This window comes from Enterobacter sp. SLBN-59, assembly GCF_024807915.1.
GTDB lineage: Bacteria > Pseudomonadota > Gammaproteobacteria > Enterobacterales > Enterobacteriaceae > Enterobacter > Enterobacter asburiae_B.
Genome location: NZ_JANUFI010000001.1, coordinates 3,973,529 through 3,987,883, shown reverse-complemented (window position 1 = coordinate 3,987,883; position 14,355 = coordinate 3,973,529). Strand labels below are relative to the sequence as shown.

Sequence of the window (14,355 nt, the reverse complement as noted above, 5' to 3'; positions counted from 1 at the left end):
ATTGAGAGCAATAGCGGCTATCATAGGGGAGAGATTTTTTCCGTCGGAGTGTTCATGGAACTAAGACAAGAGGCGTTCCACCTGTTACGTCAGCTTTTTCAACAGCATACCGCGCAGTGGCAACATGCCTTACCGGAACTGACCAAGCCACAGTATGCGGTGATGCGCTCTATTGCCGAGCATCCGGGTATTGAACAGGTGGCGTTGACCGAAGTGGCGGTCAGCACGAAAGCAACCCTGGCGGAGATGCTCAGCCGCATGGAGGCGCGCGGTCTGGTCAAACGCGAGCACGATCCGGCCGATAAGCGCCGCCGGTTTGTCTTCCTGACGCCGGAAGGAGAAGCCCTGCTTGCAGGCTGTAAACCGGTTGGCAACGAGGTGGATGAGGCGTTTTTAGGACGTCTTAACAAGGCCGAGCGGGAGCAGTTCTCCGCGCTCATCAAAAAGATGATGCACGATTAATTCACGCTGGTGCGCATAAAATCAATAAAGGTGCGCACTTTCGCTGACACATGCCGGGCATCGGGATAAACCGCATAGATGCCCTGCTGTGCAAAGGTATATCCCGGTAAAACCGGGACCAGTTTTCCCGCATCAAGCGCATCGCGCACCAGCCATTCCGGCAGTAACGCCACACCTCCGCCCGCGAGTGCAAAGGCCATAAGAGCCTGTGCGCTGTCGGCAAACAGGCGCGGCGCTTTTTTTATTTCCAGCGTTTCAGGCGCGCCGCTGGCATCCTTCACCTGCCAGCGCAGCGGCGAGGCCAGGCGCTCGTGAATAATCCAGTCGGCGTTGGCAAGGTGCGCAAGCGTTTCGATCGGATGGTTAACGAGCCACCCGGGCGTCGCGACGGGGAGAATCGAGAAGTGTGAAATCAGCGCGGCGTGGTTGCGCGAATCGGCAAGCGTTCCCAGCCGGATAGCTACGTCAAAGCGCTCCGAGATAAGGTCGGCGTGCAGGGAGGACGAAACATGCCGCACGCGAAGATCCGGGTGTTGCTGGCTAAACCTGGCCAGCAGCGGTACCACCACCTGTGAGCCATACTCGGGCGTCGTCGTGATCCGCAGTTCGCCAGTGAGCCCCGCATGATTCGCGCGGACATCATCCTGCAGCCGTTCCGCATCCTTCAGAAGCGCCACGCTGCGTTGATGAAAGAGCGCGCCCGCCTCGGTTAACGTCAGGCGGCGGGTGGAGCGCAGCAGCAGCGTAACGCCCAGCTCATCTTCTAGCTGACGAATATTGAAGCTGACCACGGCTTTTGTCAGCCCCATTGCCTCGGCTGCGGCAGTGAAACTGCCGGTATCGGCCACCGCGACAAACATCTGCGCTCGCTGCAGGTTAATCATCATCACGCCCTTTACTGTCAAAATTTTTTTGACAGTATATCGCGCTTTGTCAGGTTTATCCGTGCTTCCCGGATCGATACGATACGCCACCTCACCGGAGGATCCACCATGACGTATCGCAGCAAAGTCGCCGTTGTTTATCTGCTGGGCTTTTTTCTTGATTTGATCAACATGTTCATTGCCAGCGTCGCCTTCCCGGCAATGGCTCACGCCTTTAACACCACGCCTTCAGCCCTTGCCTGGGTCAGTAACGGGTACATTGCCGGCCTGACGCTGGTGATCCCGTTTAGCAGCGTGCTCACGCGCCGCATCGGGCCAAAGCGAGTCATCCTGCTCTCGCTTTTTCTGTTCAGCGCAGCCTCCGCTGCGGCGGGCCTGTCTGCAACGCTTGAAAGTCTGATCGTCTGGCGAGTACTCCAGGGCGTGGGAGGGGGCTTACTGATCCCCGTCGGACAGGCGCTGACCTGGCAACAGTTTAAGCCTCACGAGCGTGCCCGACTCTCCTCGGCGGTGATGCTGGTGGCGTTGCTTGCCCCGGCCTGCTCTCCTGCTATCGGAGGACTGCTGGTGCAGACGCTCAGCTGGCGATGGATATTTTTCGCCACGCTACCGGTCGCTATCGTGACCTTTGTTTTGGCCTGCCTGTGGCTTAAACACGAAATGCCCGCGATGAAAGCGGCCAGACTGCTAAACCTGTCGTTGCTCGCGGACCCGCTTTTGCGTTTTTCCATGCTTGTCTATCTCTGCGTACCCGGCATGTTTATTGGGGTGAACGTCACGGGCATGTTTTATCTTCAGCACGTGGCGAACATGAGCCCAGCCGCAACGGGGATGCTCATGCTGCCGTGGTCCGTGGCATCGTTTATCGCCATCACGGCAACGGGACGCTATTTTAACCGTATCGGCCCCCGACCGCTGATCGTCATCGGCTGCCTGCTGCAGGCGACGGGTATTCTGCTTTTGATTAACGTCAGTTCGGCTACGCTGCTGCCTGCCGCTGCGTTTACCCTGATGGGTGCGGGGGGAAGCCTGTGCAGCAGTACGGCTCAGAGCAGCGCTTTTCTGACGACCCGCCGGGAAGAGATGCCGGATGCCAGCGCGCTGTGGAATCTTAATCGTCAGCTGAGCTTTTTTGCCGGAGCCCTGCTGCTGGCGCAGGCGCTGAACCTGGCGCAGGCCTGGCTGCCACCGCTCGCCGCCTGGCACGGGATGTTTATTTTTGCCGCAGGCATGACCTTGCTGCCTGTACTGTACGTTTTTCGTCTTAACAATACGCAGGTGCTCACCCAGCTGCGACAGGAGAATTCATGACGCCTTTCGAACACGACATTATCGACCTCCACATTGCGCTCGAAGACTGGTTAGGCAAAGGTGAAGGTGATTCCGACGCCCTGCTCGCCCGCTTCCGTCCAGATTTTCTGATGATCCCGCCGGGCGGCGCTCATATCGACTATGCCGGTCTGATCAGTTTTCTGGAAAACCAGCGCGGAAGCCGTCCCGGACTGAAGATCGTCATTGACGAATTATCCACGATCGAGCGTTGGGATCGTGGCGCGGTGCTGCACTACCGGGAGACGCAAACCCGGCCGGACCTGCCCGTCAACGTGCGCTGGTCAACCGCGGTGCTCAATCAGGAAGGCGATCGGATAGTGTGGCGTCTTCTGCACGAAACGGCTAAGCCGTAGCGCAAAAGAAAAAGGCCCGTCTCACGACGGGCCTTTTTTGACGAAAGGTTGCTTATTCGCGGAACAGCGCTTCGATATTCAGACCTTGCCCCTGCAGGATTTCACGCAGGCGGCGCAGACCTTCAACCTGAATCTGACGAACACGTTCACGGGTCAGGCCAATTTCGCGGCCGACGTCTTCCAGTGTCGCAGCTTCATACCCCAGTAAACCGAAACGACGTGCCAGCACTTCACGCTGTTTGGCGTTCAGCTCGAACAGCCATTTGACGATGCTCTGCTTCATGTCATCGTCCTGCGTGGTGTCTTCCGGACCGTTGTCTTTTTCATCGGCCAGAATGTCCAGCAGCGCTTTTTCGGAGTCGCCACCCAGCGGGGTGTCAACGGAGGTAATGCGCTCGTTGAGACGCAGCATACGGCTTACGTCATCAACCGGTTTATCGAGTTGCTCAGCAATCTCTTCTGCGCTTGGCTCGTGGTCCAGTTTATGGGACAACTCGCGTGCGGTACGCAGATAAACGTTCAACTCTTTGACGATGTGAATCGGCAGGCGGATCGTACGGGTCTGGTTCATAATAGCCCGTTCGATGGTCTGACGAATCCACCAGGTCGCGTAGGTTGAGAAACGGAACCCGCGTTCCGGGTCAAACTTCTCAACTGCGCGGATGAGACCTAAGTTGCCCTCTTCAATCAGATCCAGCAGAGCCAGACCACGATTGCCGTAACGGCGGGCAATTTTCACGACCAGTCGCAGGTTACTTTCAATCATGCGACGACGCGAGGCGACATCACCACGCAAAGCACGACGTGCGAAATAGACTTCTTCTTCGGCCGTTAGCAGTGGGGAGTAACCAATCTCCCCAAGGTAAAGCTGAGTCGCGTCCAGTACACGCTGTGTGGCACCCTGCGATAACAGCTCTTCTTCAGCCAAATCGTTATCACTGGGTTCCTCTTCTACTAAGGCTTTTTCGTCAAAAGCCTCTACTCCGTTCTCATCAAATTCCGCGTCTTCATTTAAATCATGAACTTTCAGCGTATTCTGACTCATAAGGTGGCTCCTACCCGTGATCCCTGAACGAGACACCCTGGCTGGCATGCCCCGTCAAATTATCGCTGCGGCAAATACTGCAGCGGGTTTACGGATTTCCCCTTGTAACGAATTTCAAAATGCAAGCGTGTAGAACTGGTTCCGGTGCTACCCATGGTAGCGATTTTTTGCCCCGCCTTAACTTCTTGTTGTTCCCGGACCAGCATTGTGTCGTTATGGGCGTAGGCACTCAGGTAATCATCGTTATGTTTGATGATAATAAGATTACCGTAACCGCGCAGAGCGTTACCGGCATACACAACGCGCCCGTCTGCGGTCGCGATGATAGCCTGTCCTTTACTCCCTGCGATATCGATCCCTTTATTTCCCCCCTCGGAGGAAGAGAAGTTCTCGATAACCTTGCCGTCAGTTGGCCAGCGCCATGCAGATATTGGCGAACTGGAGGTCATACTGCTGGCAGTCGGTTCAGTAGAGCTAACCACAGGTGCCGTCACCGGTGCTGTGACAACAGTCGCAGTCCCTTTATTATTCGGCAACATTTTGTTAGCAGTCTGATCACCTGAATCCTCAGAATACGTAATTACAGGTTGTGAAGCAACCACCGTGGTGGATTTTTGTGCAGGCTTAACGCTGTTATTTTGAGCCGTCACATCGGCCGCTGAAACGGTGTTGCCAGGCGTAAGCGGCGTGCCCGTCGCGTTGCCAACCTGGAGCGTTTGCCCGACTTCCAGACCGTATGGGGCCTGGACGTTATTGCGCTGCGCGAGGTCACGGAAATCGTTCCCGGTAATCCACGCAATGTAGAACAGCGTATCCCCGCGTTTTACGGTATAGGTGCTGCCACCGGTATAGCTGCCTTTCGGAATGTTCCCATACTGACGGTTATAGACTATGCGGCCATTCTGGGTCTGAACAGGCTGTTCCACTGGCTGAATCTGCGTCGGCTGCGTCATTGGACGCTGAACCGGCTGGATTGGCGGATTTTGTTGCGCCGTAGAGGTACCCATTTTAGGCGGAGGAGTGATCAACATTCCGCCGGACGTGTTACCCGAGCCGCTGTTTCCGCCGACAGAACTGACGGGCGCAGGCGCGTTATTAGAACTTGTACAGCCTGCCAGCCAGAGCGAAACCAGTGATAATGCCGCAACACGGCTGATGGTGAATTTAGGGCTTCCCGCGCTCATTTATCCCCCAGGAATGTGTTAACTACCAGTGACTTAAAATTTACCGTGATGGCACGATTCTTTCGCGCCACACCATACGCTGAATTTGCCTTAATAACCCTGGATAATTCCGAGTCTCAGGCCAACTCCCCCTTTACCAGAGGCACAAAGCGCACGGCTTCCACGGTGTCGATAATAAACTCGCCGCCGCGCCGACGAACGCGCTTCAAAAGCTGCTGCTCGTCCCCGACGGGCAGAACAAGAATGCCCCCCTCATCCAGCTGCGACAACAGGGCCGCAGGAATTTCAGGCGGGGCCGCCGTCACGATGATCGCGTCAAACGGCGCGCGCGCCTTCCAACCCTGCCATCCATCACCGTGTCGTGTCGAAACATTATGTAAATCAAGTTGTTTCAGGCGACGACGCGCCTGCCACTGTAAACCTTTAATCCGTTCAACGGAGCATACATGATGAACCAGATGCGCCAGGATCGCGGTCTGATACCCCGACCCGGTGCCAATCTCCAGCACGCGGGAGTCAGGCGTCAGCTCCAGCAGCTCCGTCATGCGCGCCACCATGTAAGGCTGCGAAATCGTCTGGCCCTGTCCGATGGGCAGCGCCACGTTTTCCCACGCTTTGTGTTCAAACGCCTCGTCTACAAATTTCTCACGCGGAACCTGAGCAAGCGCTTCAAGCACGTGCTCGTCGCGGATCCCCTGCGCGCGGAGTTGTTCCAGAAGAGTTTGTACACGTTTGTTTACCATTGCGCGTTCACTCCTGCGCGATCCAGCCAGCCCGACACCACATCATGCGCGCTATACGCGGTTAAATCTACGTGCAGCGGGGTAACCGAAACATAGCCTTCCTCCACGGCGGCAAAGTCGGTATCCGGACCCGCATCGCACTTATCGCCGGGAGGGCCAATCCAGTAAAGCGTGTTGCCGCGAGGATCCTGCTGCGGGATCACCTGATCGGCTGGATGTCGGCTACCGCAACGGGTGACGCGAATGCCTTGAATTTCATCGAGAGGAAGATCCGGCACGTTGATGTTGAGGATGCGCCCGGTACGCAACGGCTCGCGGCCGAGCGCCCGCAGGATCGAACAGGTCACCGCGGCGGCGGTGTCGTAGTGCGTGTGGCCGTTTAACGAGACCGCCAGCGCCGGGAACCCCAGATGGCGCCCTTCCATTGCGGCCGCCACGGTGCCGGAGTAAATCACGTCATCGCCGAGGTTAGGACCGGCGTTAATGCCGGAAACAACGATATCCGGACGCGGCCGCATCAGCGCGTTCACGCCCAGAAAAACGCAGTCGGTTGGCGTGCCCATCTGCACGGCAATATCGCCATTTTCAAAGGTAAAGGTGCGAAGCGACGACTCCAGCGTCAGTGAGTTAGACGCTCCACTGCGGTTACGATCGGGCGCCACGACCTGCACGTCCGCGAATTCGCGGAGGTGTTTCGCCAGGGTCTGAATGCCTGGCGCGTGGATACCGTCATCGTTACTCAGCAATATTCGCATAATCACCCGAGGTGTTGATAAGTTCCCTGACAACACTGGTGGCAAAGCTACCTGCCGGTAGCCAGAAGCGTAACTCGACGGTCACGTCATCCCACCAGTTCCAGCTTAACTGCTGCGGATAGAGCAGCATCGCGCGGCGCGCCGCCTCGACTTTTTCCCGCACCAGCAAGGATTGCAATTCTGGCGCATCCGCTACGGCTAACTGCTCGGCAGCCAGCGCGTCGCCCTGCGTTCCCCAGTCGCCCGTGCCGGGCAGCGCGGCGGTAATCATCAGCGCTTTTGCGTCCACGCGCGACTGCACATCGGCCATTTCTTCGGCCTTTGCCACAAACCAGCTTCCGCGTCCCGCTAATTGTAGCGCATCGCCAACAACAACTTGATTCGCGTCCGGTTTTTTCAGCCTTTCGCTCACAATCTGATTAAACAACGCGCTGCGGGCCGCCGACAACCAAAAACTGCGTTTATTCCTGTCGCGCACCGGGGCATCGCTTTGCGCCCAGCGCAGCGCACCCTGCAGGTTGCTGCCGCCAATGCCAAAGCGCTGCGCGCCAAAGTAGTTCGGTACACCGCGTTCACTGATAGCGTTCAGACGTTTTTCAACATCTTCGCGGTGGGACACTTCACGCAGCACCAGCGTAAAGTCGTTCCCCTTCAACGCCCCCAGACGCAGTTTGCGCTTGTGGCGGGCGAATTCCAGTACCTTACAGCCTTCAAGCTCAAATTTGCTTAAATCAGGCATCGTATTGCCGGGAACGCGCGCGCAGAGCCACTGTTCCGTGACGGCGTGTTTATCTTTCTGTCCGGCAAAGCTCACTTCGCGGGCATGAATTTTGAGGAATTTTGCCAGCGCGTCGGCCACAAAGCGGGTATTGCAGCCATTTTTCAGAATACGCACCAGGATATGTTCGCCTTCGCCATCCGGCTCAAAGCCCAGATCCTCCACCACGAGGAAATCTTCCGGGCTGGCTTTCAGCACCCCGTTCCCCTGCGGTTTACCGTGCAGGTATGTCAGGTTGTCGAAGTCTGTCATTTGCTCGCCTTCAGCAGCAGCGCCACGGCTTCACAGGCAATTCCTTCGCCACGCCCGGTAAAGCCCAGCTTCTCGGTCGTCGTCGCTTTGACGTTCACGTCGTCCATATGGCAGCCCAGATCTTCTGCAATAAACACGCGCATCTGCGGAATATGCGGCAGCATTTTCGGGGCCTGAGCAATAATCGTCACGTCGACGTTGCCGAGGGTGTAGCCTTTCGCCTGGATGCGGCGCCATGCTTCGCGCAGCAGTTCGCGGCTGTCCGCGCCTTTAAATGCCGGGTCGGTGTCCGGGAACAGCTTGCCGATATCGCCCAGCGCGGCAGCGCCCAACAGCGCGTCGGTCAGCGCATGCAGTGCAACGTCGCCATCAGAATGCGCCAGCAGCCCTTTTTCATAGGGAATGCGCACGCCGCCAATGATAATTGGGCCTTCTCCGCCAAAGGCGTGTACATCAAAACCGTGTCCAATTCGCATTATGCCTTCTCCTGATGGGTCGAACGGGTAAGATAAAATTCCGCGAGCTGTAAATCTTCCGGACGCGTCACTTTTATATTATCAGCGCGTCCTTCAACAAGCTCAGGGTGGAAACCGCAATACTCCAGCGCGGAGGCTTCGTCCGTGATGGTCGCGCCTTCTTTAAGCGCACGCGTTAGGCAGTCGTGGAGTAATTCGCGGGGGAAAAATTGTGGCGTCAGCGCGTGCCATAAATCGACGCGGTCGACGGTGTGGGCGATAGCCTGTTTGCCCGGCTCGGCGCGCTTCATGGTGTCGCGCACCGGTGCGGCCAGAATCCCGCCAACCTTGCTTGTTTCGCTCAGCGCCAGCAGGCGCGCAAGATCGTCCTGATGCAGGCAAGGACGCGCCGCGTCATGCACCAGCACCCACGACGCGTTTCCGGCGGCCTGAATGCCCGCCAGCACGGAATCGGCGCGTTCGGCGCCACCGTCAACGACGGTAATATGTGGATGATTTGCCAGCGGCAGCTGCGCGAAGCGCGCATCGCCAGGGCTGATAGCGATGATCACACGCGTCACCCGCGGGTGCGCCAGCAGCGCCGCCACGGCGTGCTCGAGGATCGTTTTATCGCCAATAGAGAGGTACTGCTTGGGACATTCTGTCTGCATGCGCCGGCCAAAACCTGCGGCCGGCACCACGGCGCATACGTCCGAAAAAGTTACTGCCATGTCGTAATCCTGGGCCTGATTATCGATTGTTTTGTGCTGAGCCCTGATTGCGTTTAGACGCATCCGGAACCAGACGATAAAAGGTTTCGCCCGGCTTAGTCATACTGAGTTCATTGCGTGCGCGTTCCTCAATCGCCTCTTGCCCGCCATTGAGGTCATCAATTTCAGCAAAGAGTTGATCGTTTCGCGCCTTAAGTTTGGCGTTTGTTGCCTGCTGAGCCGCGACGTCATCGCTCACCCGGCTATAGTCGTGCAGTCCGTTCTTACCGAACCACAGCGAATATTGCAGCCAGATTAGCAAAGCCAGCAACAGCAGCGTTAGTTTACCCATCCTGCCCCCTGAAAAACGGCATCATCATCCCAAGACTTCCCCAGAGCACTACGCCGGGGTAACAGAGATGCCGCAACATCGCGGGCAAATGTACCACATTTTTTCCGCAGAATCGTCCTGCTCAATATCGTTACACAGTTGGTTACGGTTTGAATTATGGCTGAAGTTAGCCCATGAGCCACAAAAATAACAGACCAAACATGAGAACCACCGTCACAATCGTGACCACGGTGCTGTAGAGGAGCTTACCGTTGAGCAGCGAGTGCAGCGCAATGCCGACGACAACCGCCACGGGCATCAACGCCAGAAAGAAAGGCCAGGTGTAGAGAAAGAAGAACAGCGTGTTGCCGCCGTAGATGAGAAATGGAATGCCAAGCGCCAGCAGCCATGAGACGAAGCCAATGATGGCCCCAGGAAATGACCAGGTCGTTTCGTCGTCGGTCGCTAGCGGCTCCGACCCGGTGGTGGTGATGTAATGTTCACTGTTGCGCATAGCTAATCCTGTGACCGTGACTGATCGTTCGGGAAGACAGCTCCCGAACGATACCGCCTCAGGATCTGATAATATCGTCCCGTCTGAGCAGGTCTAATAATTGGCTTACTAAATTTGTTACCAATTGTTGACCTTCCAGGTGAATTTCAGGCGATTCAGGCGCTTCGTATACCGCGTCAATTCCGGTGAAGTTGCGCAGTTCTCCGGCACGCGCTTTCTTGTACAGCCCTTTCGGGTCGCGCGCTTCGCAAATCTCCAGCGGCGTATCGACAAACACCTCGATAAAGCGATCCTGGCCCACGCGTTCGCGCACCATCTGGCGCTCGGCGCGGTGCGGAGAGATAAACGCGGTCAGCACCACCAGCCCGGCGTCAGCCATCAGGCTGGCGACTTCGCCCACCCGGCGGATGTTCTCTTTGCGGTCATCGTCGCTAAACCCTAAATCGCTGCACAGGCCGTGACGCACGTTGTCGCCATCCAGCAGGTACGTGCTTACGCCCTGCTGATGCAACGCCTCTTCCAGCGCGCCGGCCACTGTCGATTTACCCGAGCCGGACAGCCCGGTAAACCACAGCACAACCCCACGGTGACCGTGGAGCTGTTCGCGCTGGGCGACGGTGACCGGATGAGGATGCCAGACGACGTTCTCATCATGGGCGGCCATTACTTGCCTCCCAGCAGATCGCGTGCACCCCAGTGCGGGAAGTGTTTACGCACCAGCGCGTTCAGTTCCAGCTCGAAGGCGCTGAATTCAGACGTCGCGGCAGCCTGTTTAATCGGTTCGCGCACCATACCGGCTCCGACGGTAACGTTGGTCAGCCTGTCGATAAAGATAAGACCTCCCGTGACCGGGTTCTGCTGATACGGATCCAGCACCAGCGGTTCGTCGAAAGTCAGATCGACCAGACCAATGCCGTTCAGCGGCAGCTCGGTGACGTCACGCTGGGTCAGGTTGTTGATATCCACCTGGAACTGAATACCGTCCACGCGGGCGCGGGTTTTCTTGCCGGCAATTTTGATGTCATAGCTCTGGCCAGCGGTCAGCGGCTGTTCGGCCATCCACACCACGTCCACGGAAGCCCCCTGCACTGCCGCCAGCGTTTCCTGCGCGTCAACCAGCAGGTCGCCCCGGCTGATATCAATTTCGTCTTTCAGCACCAGCGTTACGGCTTCACCGGCGCCCGCTTCCTGCAGGTCACCGTCGAAGGTGACGATGCGGGCGATAGTCGATTCCACGCCGGATGGCAGTACCTTGACGCGCTGACCTACCTTTACGGAGCCTGACGCGAGGGTGCCTGAGAAACCGCGGAAATCGAGGTTCGGACGGTTCACGTACTGCACCGGGAAGCGCATCGGCTGGGTATCGACCACGCGCTGAATTTCAACGGTTTCCAGCACTTCCAGCAGCGTCGGACCGCTGTACCACGGCATGTTCGCGCTCTGGGAAGCGACGTTATCCCCTTCCAGCGCCGAGAGCGGTACAAAGCGAATATCCAGGTTGCCCGGCAGCTGTTCGGCAAAGGTCAGATAGCTCTGGCGGATCTCCTCGAACTTCTCTTCGCTGAAGTTGACCAGATCCATCTTGTTGACCGCCACCACCAGGTGTTTGATCCCCAGCAGCGTCGAGATAAAGCTGTGACGACGGGTCTGATCCAGCACGCCTTTACGCGCGTCCATCAGCAGGATCGCCAGGTCGCAGGTAGACGCGCCGGTCGCCATGTTGCGGGTGTACTGCTCGTGCCCCGGGGTGTCGGCGATAATAAATTTGCGCTTCTCGGTAGAGAAGTAGCGGTAGGCCACGTCGATGGTGATGCCCTGCTCGCGCTCCGCCTGCAGGCCGTCCACCAGCAGCGCCAGGTCGAGTTTTTCACCCTGGGTGCCGTGACGTTTACTGTCGTTATGCAGGGAAGAGAGCTGATCTTCGTAAATCTGGCGCGTATCGTGCAGCAGGCGGCCAATCAGGGTACTTTTCCCGTCATCCACGCTGCCGCAGGTCAGAAAACGCAGCAGGCTTTTGTGTTGTTGCGCGTGCAGATACGCTTCCACGCCGCCTTCGTTGGCAATTTGTTGAGCAATAGTGGTGTTCATGGCGGCTCCTTAGAAATAACCCTGACGTTTCTTCAGCTCCATGGAGCCTGCCTGGTCGCGGTCAATCACGCGCCCCTGTCGCTCGCTGGTGGTGGACACCAGCATCTCTTCGATGATCTCCGGCAGCGTCTGCGCGCTGGATTCCACCGCCCCGGTCAGCGGCCAGCAGCCGAGAGTACGGAAGCGCACCATCTGTTGTTTGATCACTTCGCCCGGCTGCAGGTCGATGCGATCGTCGTCGATCATCATCAGCATGCCGTCGCGCTCCAGCACCGGGCGCTCGGCGGCCAGATACAGCGGAACGATTTCAATGTTTTCCAGATAGATGTACTGCCAGATATCCAGCTCGGTCCAGTTGGAGAGCGGGAAGACGCGAATGCTTTCGCCTTTGTTGATCTGGCCGTTGTAGTTGTGCCACAGCTCCGGACGCTGGTTTTTCGGATCCCAGCGGTGGAAGCGGTCGCGGAAGGAGTAGATACGTTCTTTGGCGCGGGATTTCTCCTCGTCACGGCGCGCGCCGCCGAAGGCCGCGTCAAAACCGTATTTGTTCAGCGCCTGCTTCAGCCCTTCGGTTTTCATGATATCGGTGTGCTTGGCGCTGCCGTGCACGAACGGGTTAATGCCCATCGCCACCCCTTCCGGGTTTTTATGCACCAGCAGCTCGCAGCCGTAGGCTTTCGCGGTACGGTCGCGGAACTCGTACATTTCGCGGAATTTCCAGCCGGTATCCACGTGCAGCAGCGGGAACGGCAGCGTGCCCGGATAAAACGCTTTACGCGCCAGATGCAGCATGACGCTGGAATCTTTACCGATGGAGTACATCATCACCGGGTTAGAAAACTCGGCGGCCACTTCGCGGATAATATGGATACTCTCCGCTTCGAGCTGCCGCAGGTGTGTAAGACGTTTTTGGTCCATAACCGTTCCTTAAGCCAAATTTACGACAGAAGAACCAAAGCCTTCTGTATCGGTTGTGTGTTGGAACCAGGCGAGCGTGCTGTGCAGCTGCACCACTTCACCCACCACGATCAGGGCGGGCATCGGGGCGTCTTTCGCCAGGGTTGCAAGATGTTCCAGCGTGCCCGTCGCAACGTGCTGATCGACGCGCGTGCCGCGAGAAATGACGGCAACGGGCGTCGTCGCCTCGCGACCGTGCTGAATAAGCTGTTCGCTGATGTCCGCCGCCTTCATCGTGCCCATGTATATCGCCAGCGTCTGGCGGCTCTGGGCGAGATGCGACCAGTCGAACGGCGTGCTGTCGGCCTTGTAGTGGCCGGTCACAAAGGTCACGCTCTGGGCGTAATCGCGGTGGGTCAACGGGATACCGGCGTAGGCCGTTACCGCTGAGGCCGCCGTGATGCCCGGCACCACCTGGAACGGTATGCCCGCTTCGGCTGCCGCCTGCAGCTCTTCGCCGCCGCGACCGAAAATAAACGGATCGCCTCCTTTCAGGCGCACCACGGTTTTACCCGCTTTGGCGGCGTCAACCAGCATCTGGTTAGTGTCGTGCTGCGGCACAGAGTGCTCGCCAGCCCGTTTGCCGACGCAGATTTGCTCCGCGTCGCGACGGATCAGCTCGCGCACGCCGTCGGTGACCAGATGGTCGTAGAACACCACGTCCGCGTCCTGCAGCACCTGCAGACCGCGCAGCGTCAGAAGCCCGGCATCGCCCGGCCCTGCGCCCACCAGAATGATCTCCCCGCCCGTACTGCCGGGGTTATCCAGTTCGTCCTCGAGAATTTTCTGCGCTGCCGTCTCATTACCGGCATGCATCAGGCTGGCAAAGCGGCCGCGAAACACGCGTTCCCAGAAGCGACGGCGTTCCGTTACGCTGGTCAGGCGCGTTTTCAGGTGGTTGCGCCAGTAGCTGGCTTTTTCCGCCATGCGCCCGAGGCTGGTCGGCAGCAGCGCTTCGATTTTTTCACGCAGCACGCGCGCCAGCACCGGTGCGGTACCGCCGGAGGAGATCGCCACCAGCAGCGGAGAACGGTCAACGATCGACGGGAAGATGAACGAACATAACGGCTGGTCGTCCACCACGTTCACCAGGCGGTAGCGGGCCTGAGCGGCGTCGGAAATCCGCCGGTTCAGGTCGCGATCTTCGGTCGCCGCAATCACCAGCACGACGCTGTCGATTTGTGATTCGTCAAAATCCGCTTCTGCCACTACCCGCACCTGCGCCCCTGCGCGCTGCAAAAACGCGATTTTGCGATCGGCAATTTCACCCGTGCCAACAACCAGCACCGGCTTCTCTTTTATCGCGGCAAATAAGGGCAGATAGTCCACAAGCAACAACTCACTAACAACGAGGAATAAAGGGACTATAGGGGGCGGCTTAGACCGAATGAAATTACGAATTGGAATGAGTAGTTACTCAATGGAATAACGCTGTGAAAAAGCTAATACCAAAAAGTGCTTAACACGCGAAATTTCGGGCATTTAAGACCAATTCAAATTGTGTATGGACGA

Annotated in this window: 17 protein-coding genes; 3 read left to right on the top strand and 14 right to left on the bottom strand. The window is 57.7% G+C overall.

Annotation, left to right across the window (positions count from 1 at the left end; all coding sequences use genetic code 11):
- Nucleotides 1-54 precede the first annotated feature (54 nt).
- Nucleotides 55-462, top strand: a complete 408-nt coding sequence (locus M2422_RS19030; RefSeq protein ID WP_023308984.1) for a MarR family winged helix-turn-helix transcriptional regulator — start codon at nt 55-57, stop codon at nt 460-462.
- On the opposite strand, the gene M2422_RS19025 is transcribed toward M2422_RS19030, so the two are convergent.
- A complete protein-coding gene (locus M2422_RS19025) occupies nt 459-1,346 on the bottom strand; it encodes a LysR family transcriptional regulator (protein ID WP_064673568.1) in 888 nt (295 codons plus the stop codon). The two genes, M2422_RS19030 and M2422_RS19025, sit on opposite strands and share 4 nt — an antisense overlap.
- A gap of 108 nt (nt 1,347-1,454) precedes the next feature.
- Between M2422_RS19025 and M2422_RS19020 the strand changes: the two genes are divergently transcribed.
- Both M2422_RS19020 and M2422_RS19015 read left to right on the top strand, forming a co-directional pair.
- On the top strand, nt 1,455-2,657 hold the full coding sequence (locus M2422_RS19020; protein ID WP_064673520.1) for an MFS transporter: 1,203 nt from the start codon (nt 1,455-1,457) through the stop codon (nt 2,655-2,657).
- Nucleotides 2,654-3,031 carry a DUF4440 domain-containing protein gene (locus M2422_RS19015; protein ID WP_064673519.1) on the top strand — a complete coding sequence of 126 codons (378 nt, stop codon included), beginning with the start codon at nt 2,654-2,656 and terminating at the stop codon, nt 3,029-3,031. The genes M2422_RS19020 and M2422_RS19015 overlap by 4 nt, the downstream gene beginning before the upstream one ends.
- Nucleotides 3,032-3,083: 52 nt before the next feature.
- On the opposite strand, the gene rpoS is transcribed toward M2422_RS19015, so the two are convergent.
- The 13 genes from rpoS to cysG form a co-directional block, all read right to left on the bottom strand.
- Nucleotides 3,084-4,076 (bottom strand): RNA polymerase sigma factor RpoS, encoded by a 993-nt coding sequence (gene rpoS / locus M2422_RS19010; protein WP_008499600.1) that lies wholly within the window; start codon nt 4,074-4,076, stop codon nt 3,084-3,086.
- A gap of 59 nt (nt 4,077-4,135) precedes the next feature.
- Nucleotides 4,136-5,260: a murein hydrolase activator NlpD gene (nlpD, locus tag M2422_RS19005; protein ID WP_033146405.1), complete on the bottom strand. Its 1,125-nt coding sequence runs from the start codon at nt 5,258-5,260 to the stop codon at nt 4,136-4,138.
- A 116-nt stretch (nt 5,261-5,376) separates the two neighbouring features.
- Nucleotides 5,377-6,003: a protein-L-isoaspartate(D-aspartate) O-methyltransferase gene (locus M2422_RS19000; protein WP_023333224.1), complete on the bottom strand. Its 627-nt coding sequence runs from the start codon at nt 6,001-6,003 to the stop codon at nt 5,377-5,379.
- On the bottom strand, nt 5,997-6,758 hold the full coding sequence (surE, locus tag M2422_RS18995; protein ID WP_064673518.1) for a 5'/3'-nucleotidase SurE: 762 nt from the start codon (nt 6,756-6,758) through the stop codon (nt 5,997-5,999). Before surE ends, M2422_RS19000 begins: the two co-directional genes overlap by 7 nt.
- Nucleotides 6,739-7,788, bottom strand: coding sequence for a tRNA pseudouridine(13) synthase TruD (gene truD / locus M2422_RS18990; RefSeq protein ID WP_064673517.1), 1,050 nt, complete (start codon nt 7,786-7,788; stop codon nt 6,739-6,741). Before truD ends, surE begins: the two co-directional genes overlap by 20 nt.
- On the bottom strand, nt 7,785-8,264 hold the full coding sequence (gene ispF, locus M2422_RS18985; protein WP_029741541.1) for a 2-C-methyl-D-erythritol 2,4-cyclodiphosphate synthase: 480 nt from the start codon (nt 8,262-8,264) through the stop codon (nt 7,785-7,787). The genes truD and ispF overlap by 4 nt, the downstream gene beginning before the upstream one ends.
- Complete coding sequence (ispD, locus tag M2422_RS18980; RefSeq protein ID WP_047059983.1) at nt 8,264-8,974, bottom strand: 2-C-methyl-D-erythritol 4-phosphate cytidylyltransferase; 711 nt, start codon at nt 8,972-8,974, stop codon at nt 8,264-8,266. Before ispD ends, ispF begins: the two co-directional genes overlap by 1 nt.
- A gap of 19 nt (nt 8,975-8,993) precedes the next feature.
- Nucleotides 8,994-9,305 carry a cell division protein FtsB gene (gene ftsB / locus M2422_RS18975; RefSeq protein WP_008499609.1) on the bottom strand — a complete coding sequence of 104 codons (312 nt, stop codon included), beginning with the start codon at nt 9,303-9,305 and terminating at the stop codon, nt 8,994-8,996.
- 166 nt (nt 9,306-9,471) lie between these two features.
- Nucleotides 9,472-9,798, bottom strand: coding sequence for a DUF3561 family protein (locus M2422_RS18970; protein ID WP_008499610.1), 327 nt, complete (start codon nt 9,796-9,798; stop codon nt 9,472-9,474).
- A gap of 58 nt (nt 9,799-9,856) precedes the next feature.
- Complete coding sequence (cysC, locus tag M2422_RS18965; RefSeq protein WP_010434543.1) at nt 9,857-10,462, bottom strand: adenylyl-sulfate kinase; 606 nt, start codon at nt 10,460-10,462, stop codon at nt 9,857-9,859.
- Nucleotides 10,462-11,886: a sulfate adenylyltransferase subunit CysN gene (cysN, locus tag M2422_RS18960; protein WP_023308996.1), complete on the bottom strand. Its 1,425-nt coding sequence runs from the start codon at nt 11,884-11,886 to the stop codon at nt 10,462-10,464. Before cysN ends, cysC begins: the two co-directional genes overlap by 1 nt.
- Nucleotides 11,887-11,895: 9 nt before the next feature.
- Entirely contained in the window at nt 11,896-12,804 is a 909-nt protein-coding gene (gene cysD, locus M2422_RS18955) for a sulfate adenylyltransferase subunit CysD (protein ID WP_010434549.1), read from the bottom strand.
- Between the two features lie 9 nt (nt 12,805-12,813).
- On the bottom strand, nt 12,814-14,172 hold the full coding sequence (cysG, locus tag M2422_RS18950; protein WP_039263355.1) for a siroheme synthase CysG: 1,359 nt from the start codon (nt 14,170-14,172) through the stop codon (nt 12,814-12,816).
- Nucleotides 14,173-14,355 lie beyond the last annotated feature (183 nt).

Coding starts and splice junctions, on each gene's coding strand:
- M2422_RS19030 (WP_023308984.1), top strand. CDS start 55: ATGGAACTAAGACAAGAGGCGTTCCACCTGTTACGTCAGCTTTTTCAA.
- M2422_RS19025 (WP_064673568.1), bottom strand. CDS start 1,346: ATGATTAACCTGCAGCGAGCGCAGATGTTTGTCGCGGTGGCCGATACC.
- M2422_RS19020 (WP_064673520.1), top strand. CDS start 1,455: ATGACGTATCGCAGCAAAGTCGCCGTTGTTTATCTGCTGGGCTTTTTT.
- M2422_RS19015 (WP_064673519.1), top strand. CDS start 2,654: ATGACGCCTTTCGAACACGACATTATCGACCTCCACATTGCGCTCGAA.
- rpoS (WP_008499600.1), bottom strand. CDS start 4,076: ATGAGTCAGAATACGCTGAAAGTTCATGATTTAAATGAAGACGCGGAA.
- nlpD (WP_033146405.1), bottom strand. CDS start 5,260: ATGAGCGCGGGAAGCCCTAAATTCACCATCAGCCGTGTTGCGGCATTA.
- M2422_RS19000 (WP_023333224.1), bottom strand. CDS start 6,003: ATGGTAAACAAACGTGTACAAACTCTTCTGGAACAACTCCGCGCGCAG.
- surE (WP_064673518.1), bottom strand. CDS start 6,758: ATGCGAATATTGCTGAGTAACGATGACGGTATCCACGCGCCAGGCATT.
- truD (WP_064673517.1), bottom strand. CDS start 7,788: ATGACAGACTTCGACAACCTGACATACCTGCACGGTAAACCGCAGGGG.
- ispF (WP_029741541.1), bottom strand. CDS start 8,264: ATGCGAATTGGACACGGTTTTGATGTACACGCCTTTGGCGGAGAAGGC.
- ispD (WP_047059983.1), bottom strand. CDS start 8,974: ATGGCAGTAACTTTTTCGGACGTATGCGCCGTGGTGCCGGCCGCAGGT.
- ftsB (WP_008499609.1), bottom strand. CDS start 9,305: ATGGGTAAACTAACGCTGCTGTTGCTGGCTTTGCTAATCTGGCTGCAA.
- M2422_RS18970 (WP_008499610.1), bottom strand. CDS start 9,798: ATGCGCAACAGTGAACATTACATCACCACCACCGGGTCGGAGCCGCTA.
- cysC (WP_010434543.1), bottom strand. CDS start 10,462: ATGGCCGCCCATGATGAGAACGTCGTCTGGCATCCTCATCCGGTCACC.
- cysN (WP_023308996.1), bottom strand. CDS start 11,886: ATGAACACCACTATTGCTCAACAAATTGCCAACGAAGGCGGCGTGGAA.
- cysD (WP_010434549.1), bottom strand. CDS start 12,804: ATGGACCAAAAACGTCTTACACACCTGCGGCAGCTCGAAGCGGAGAGT.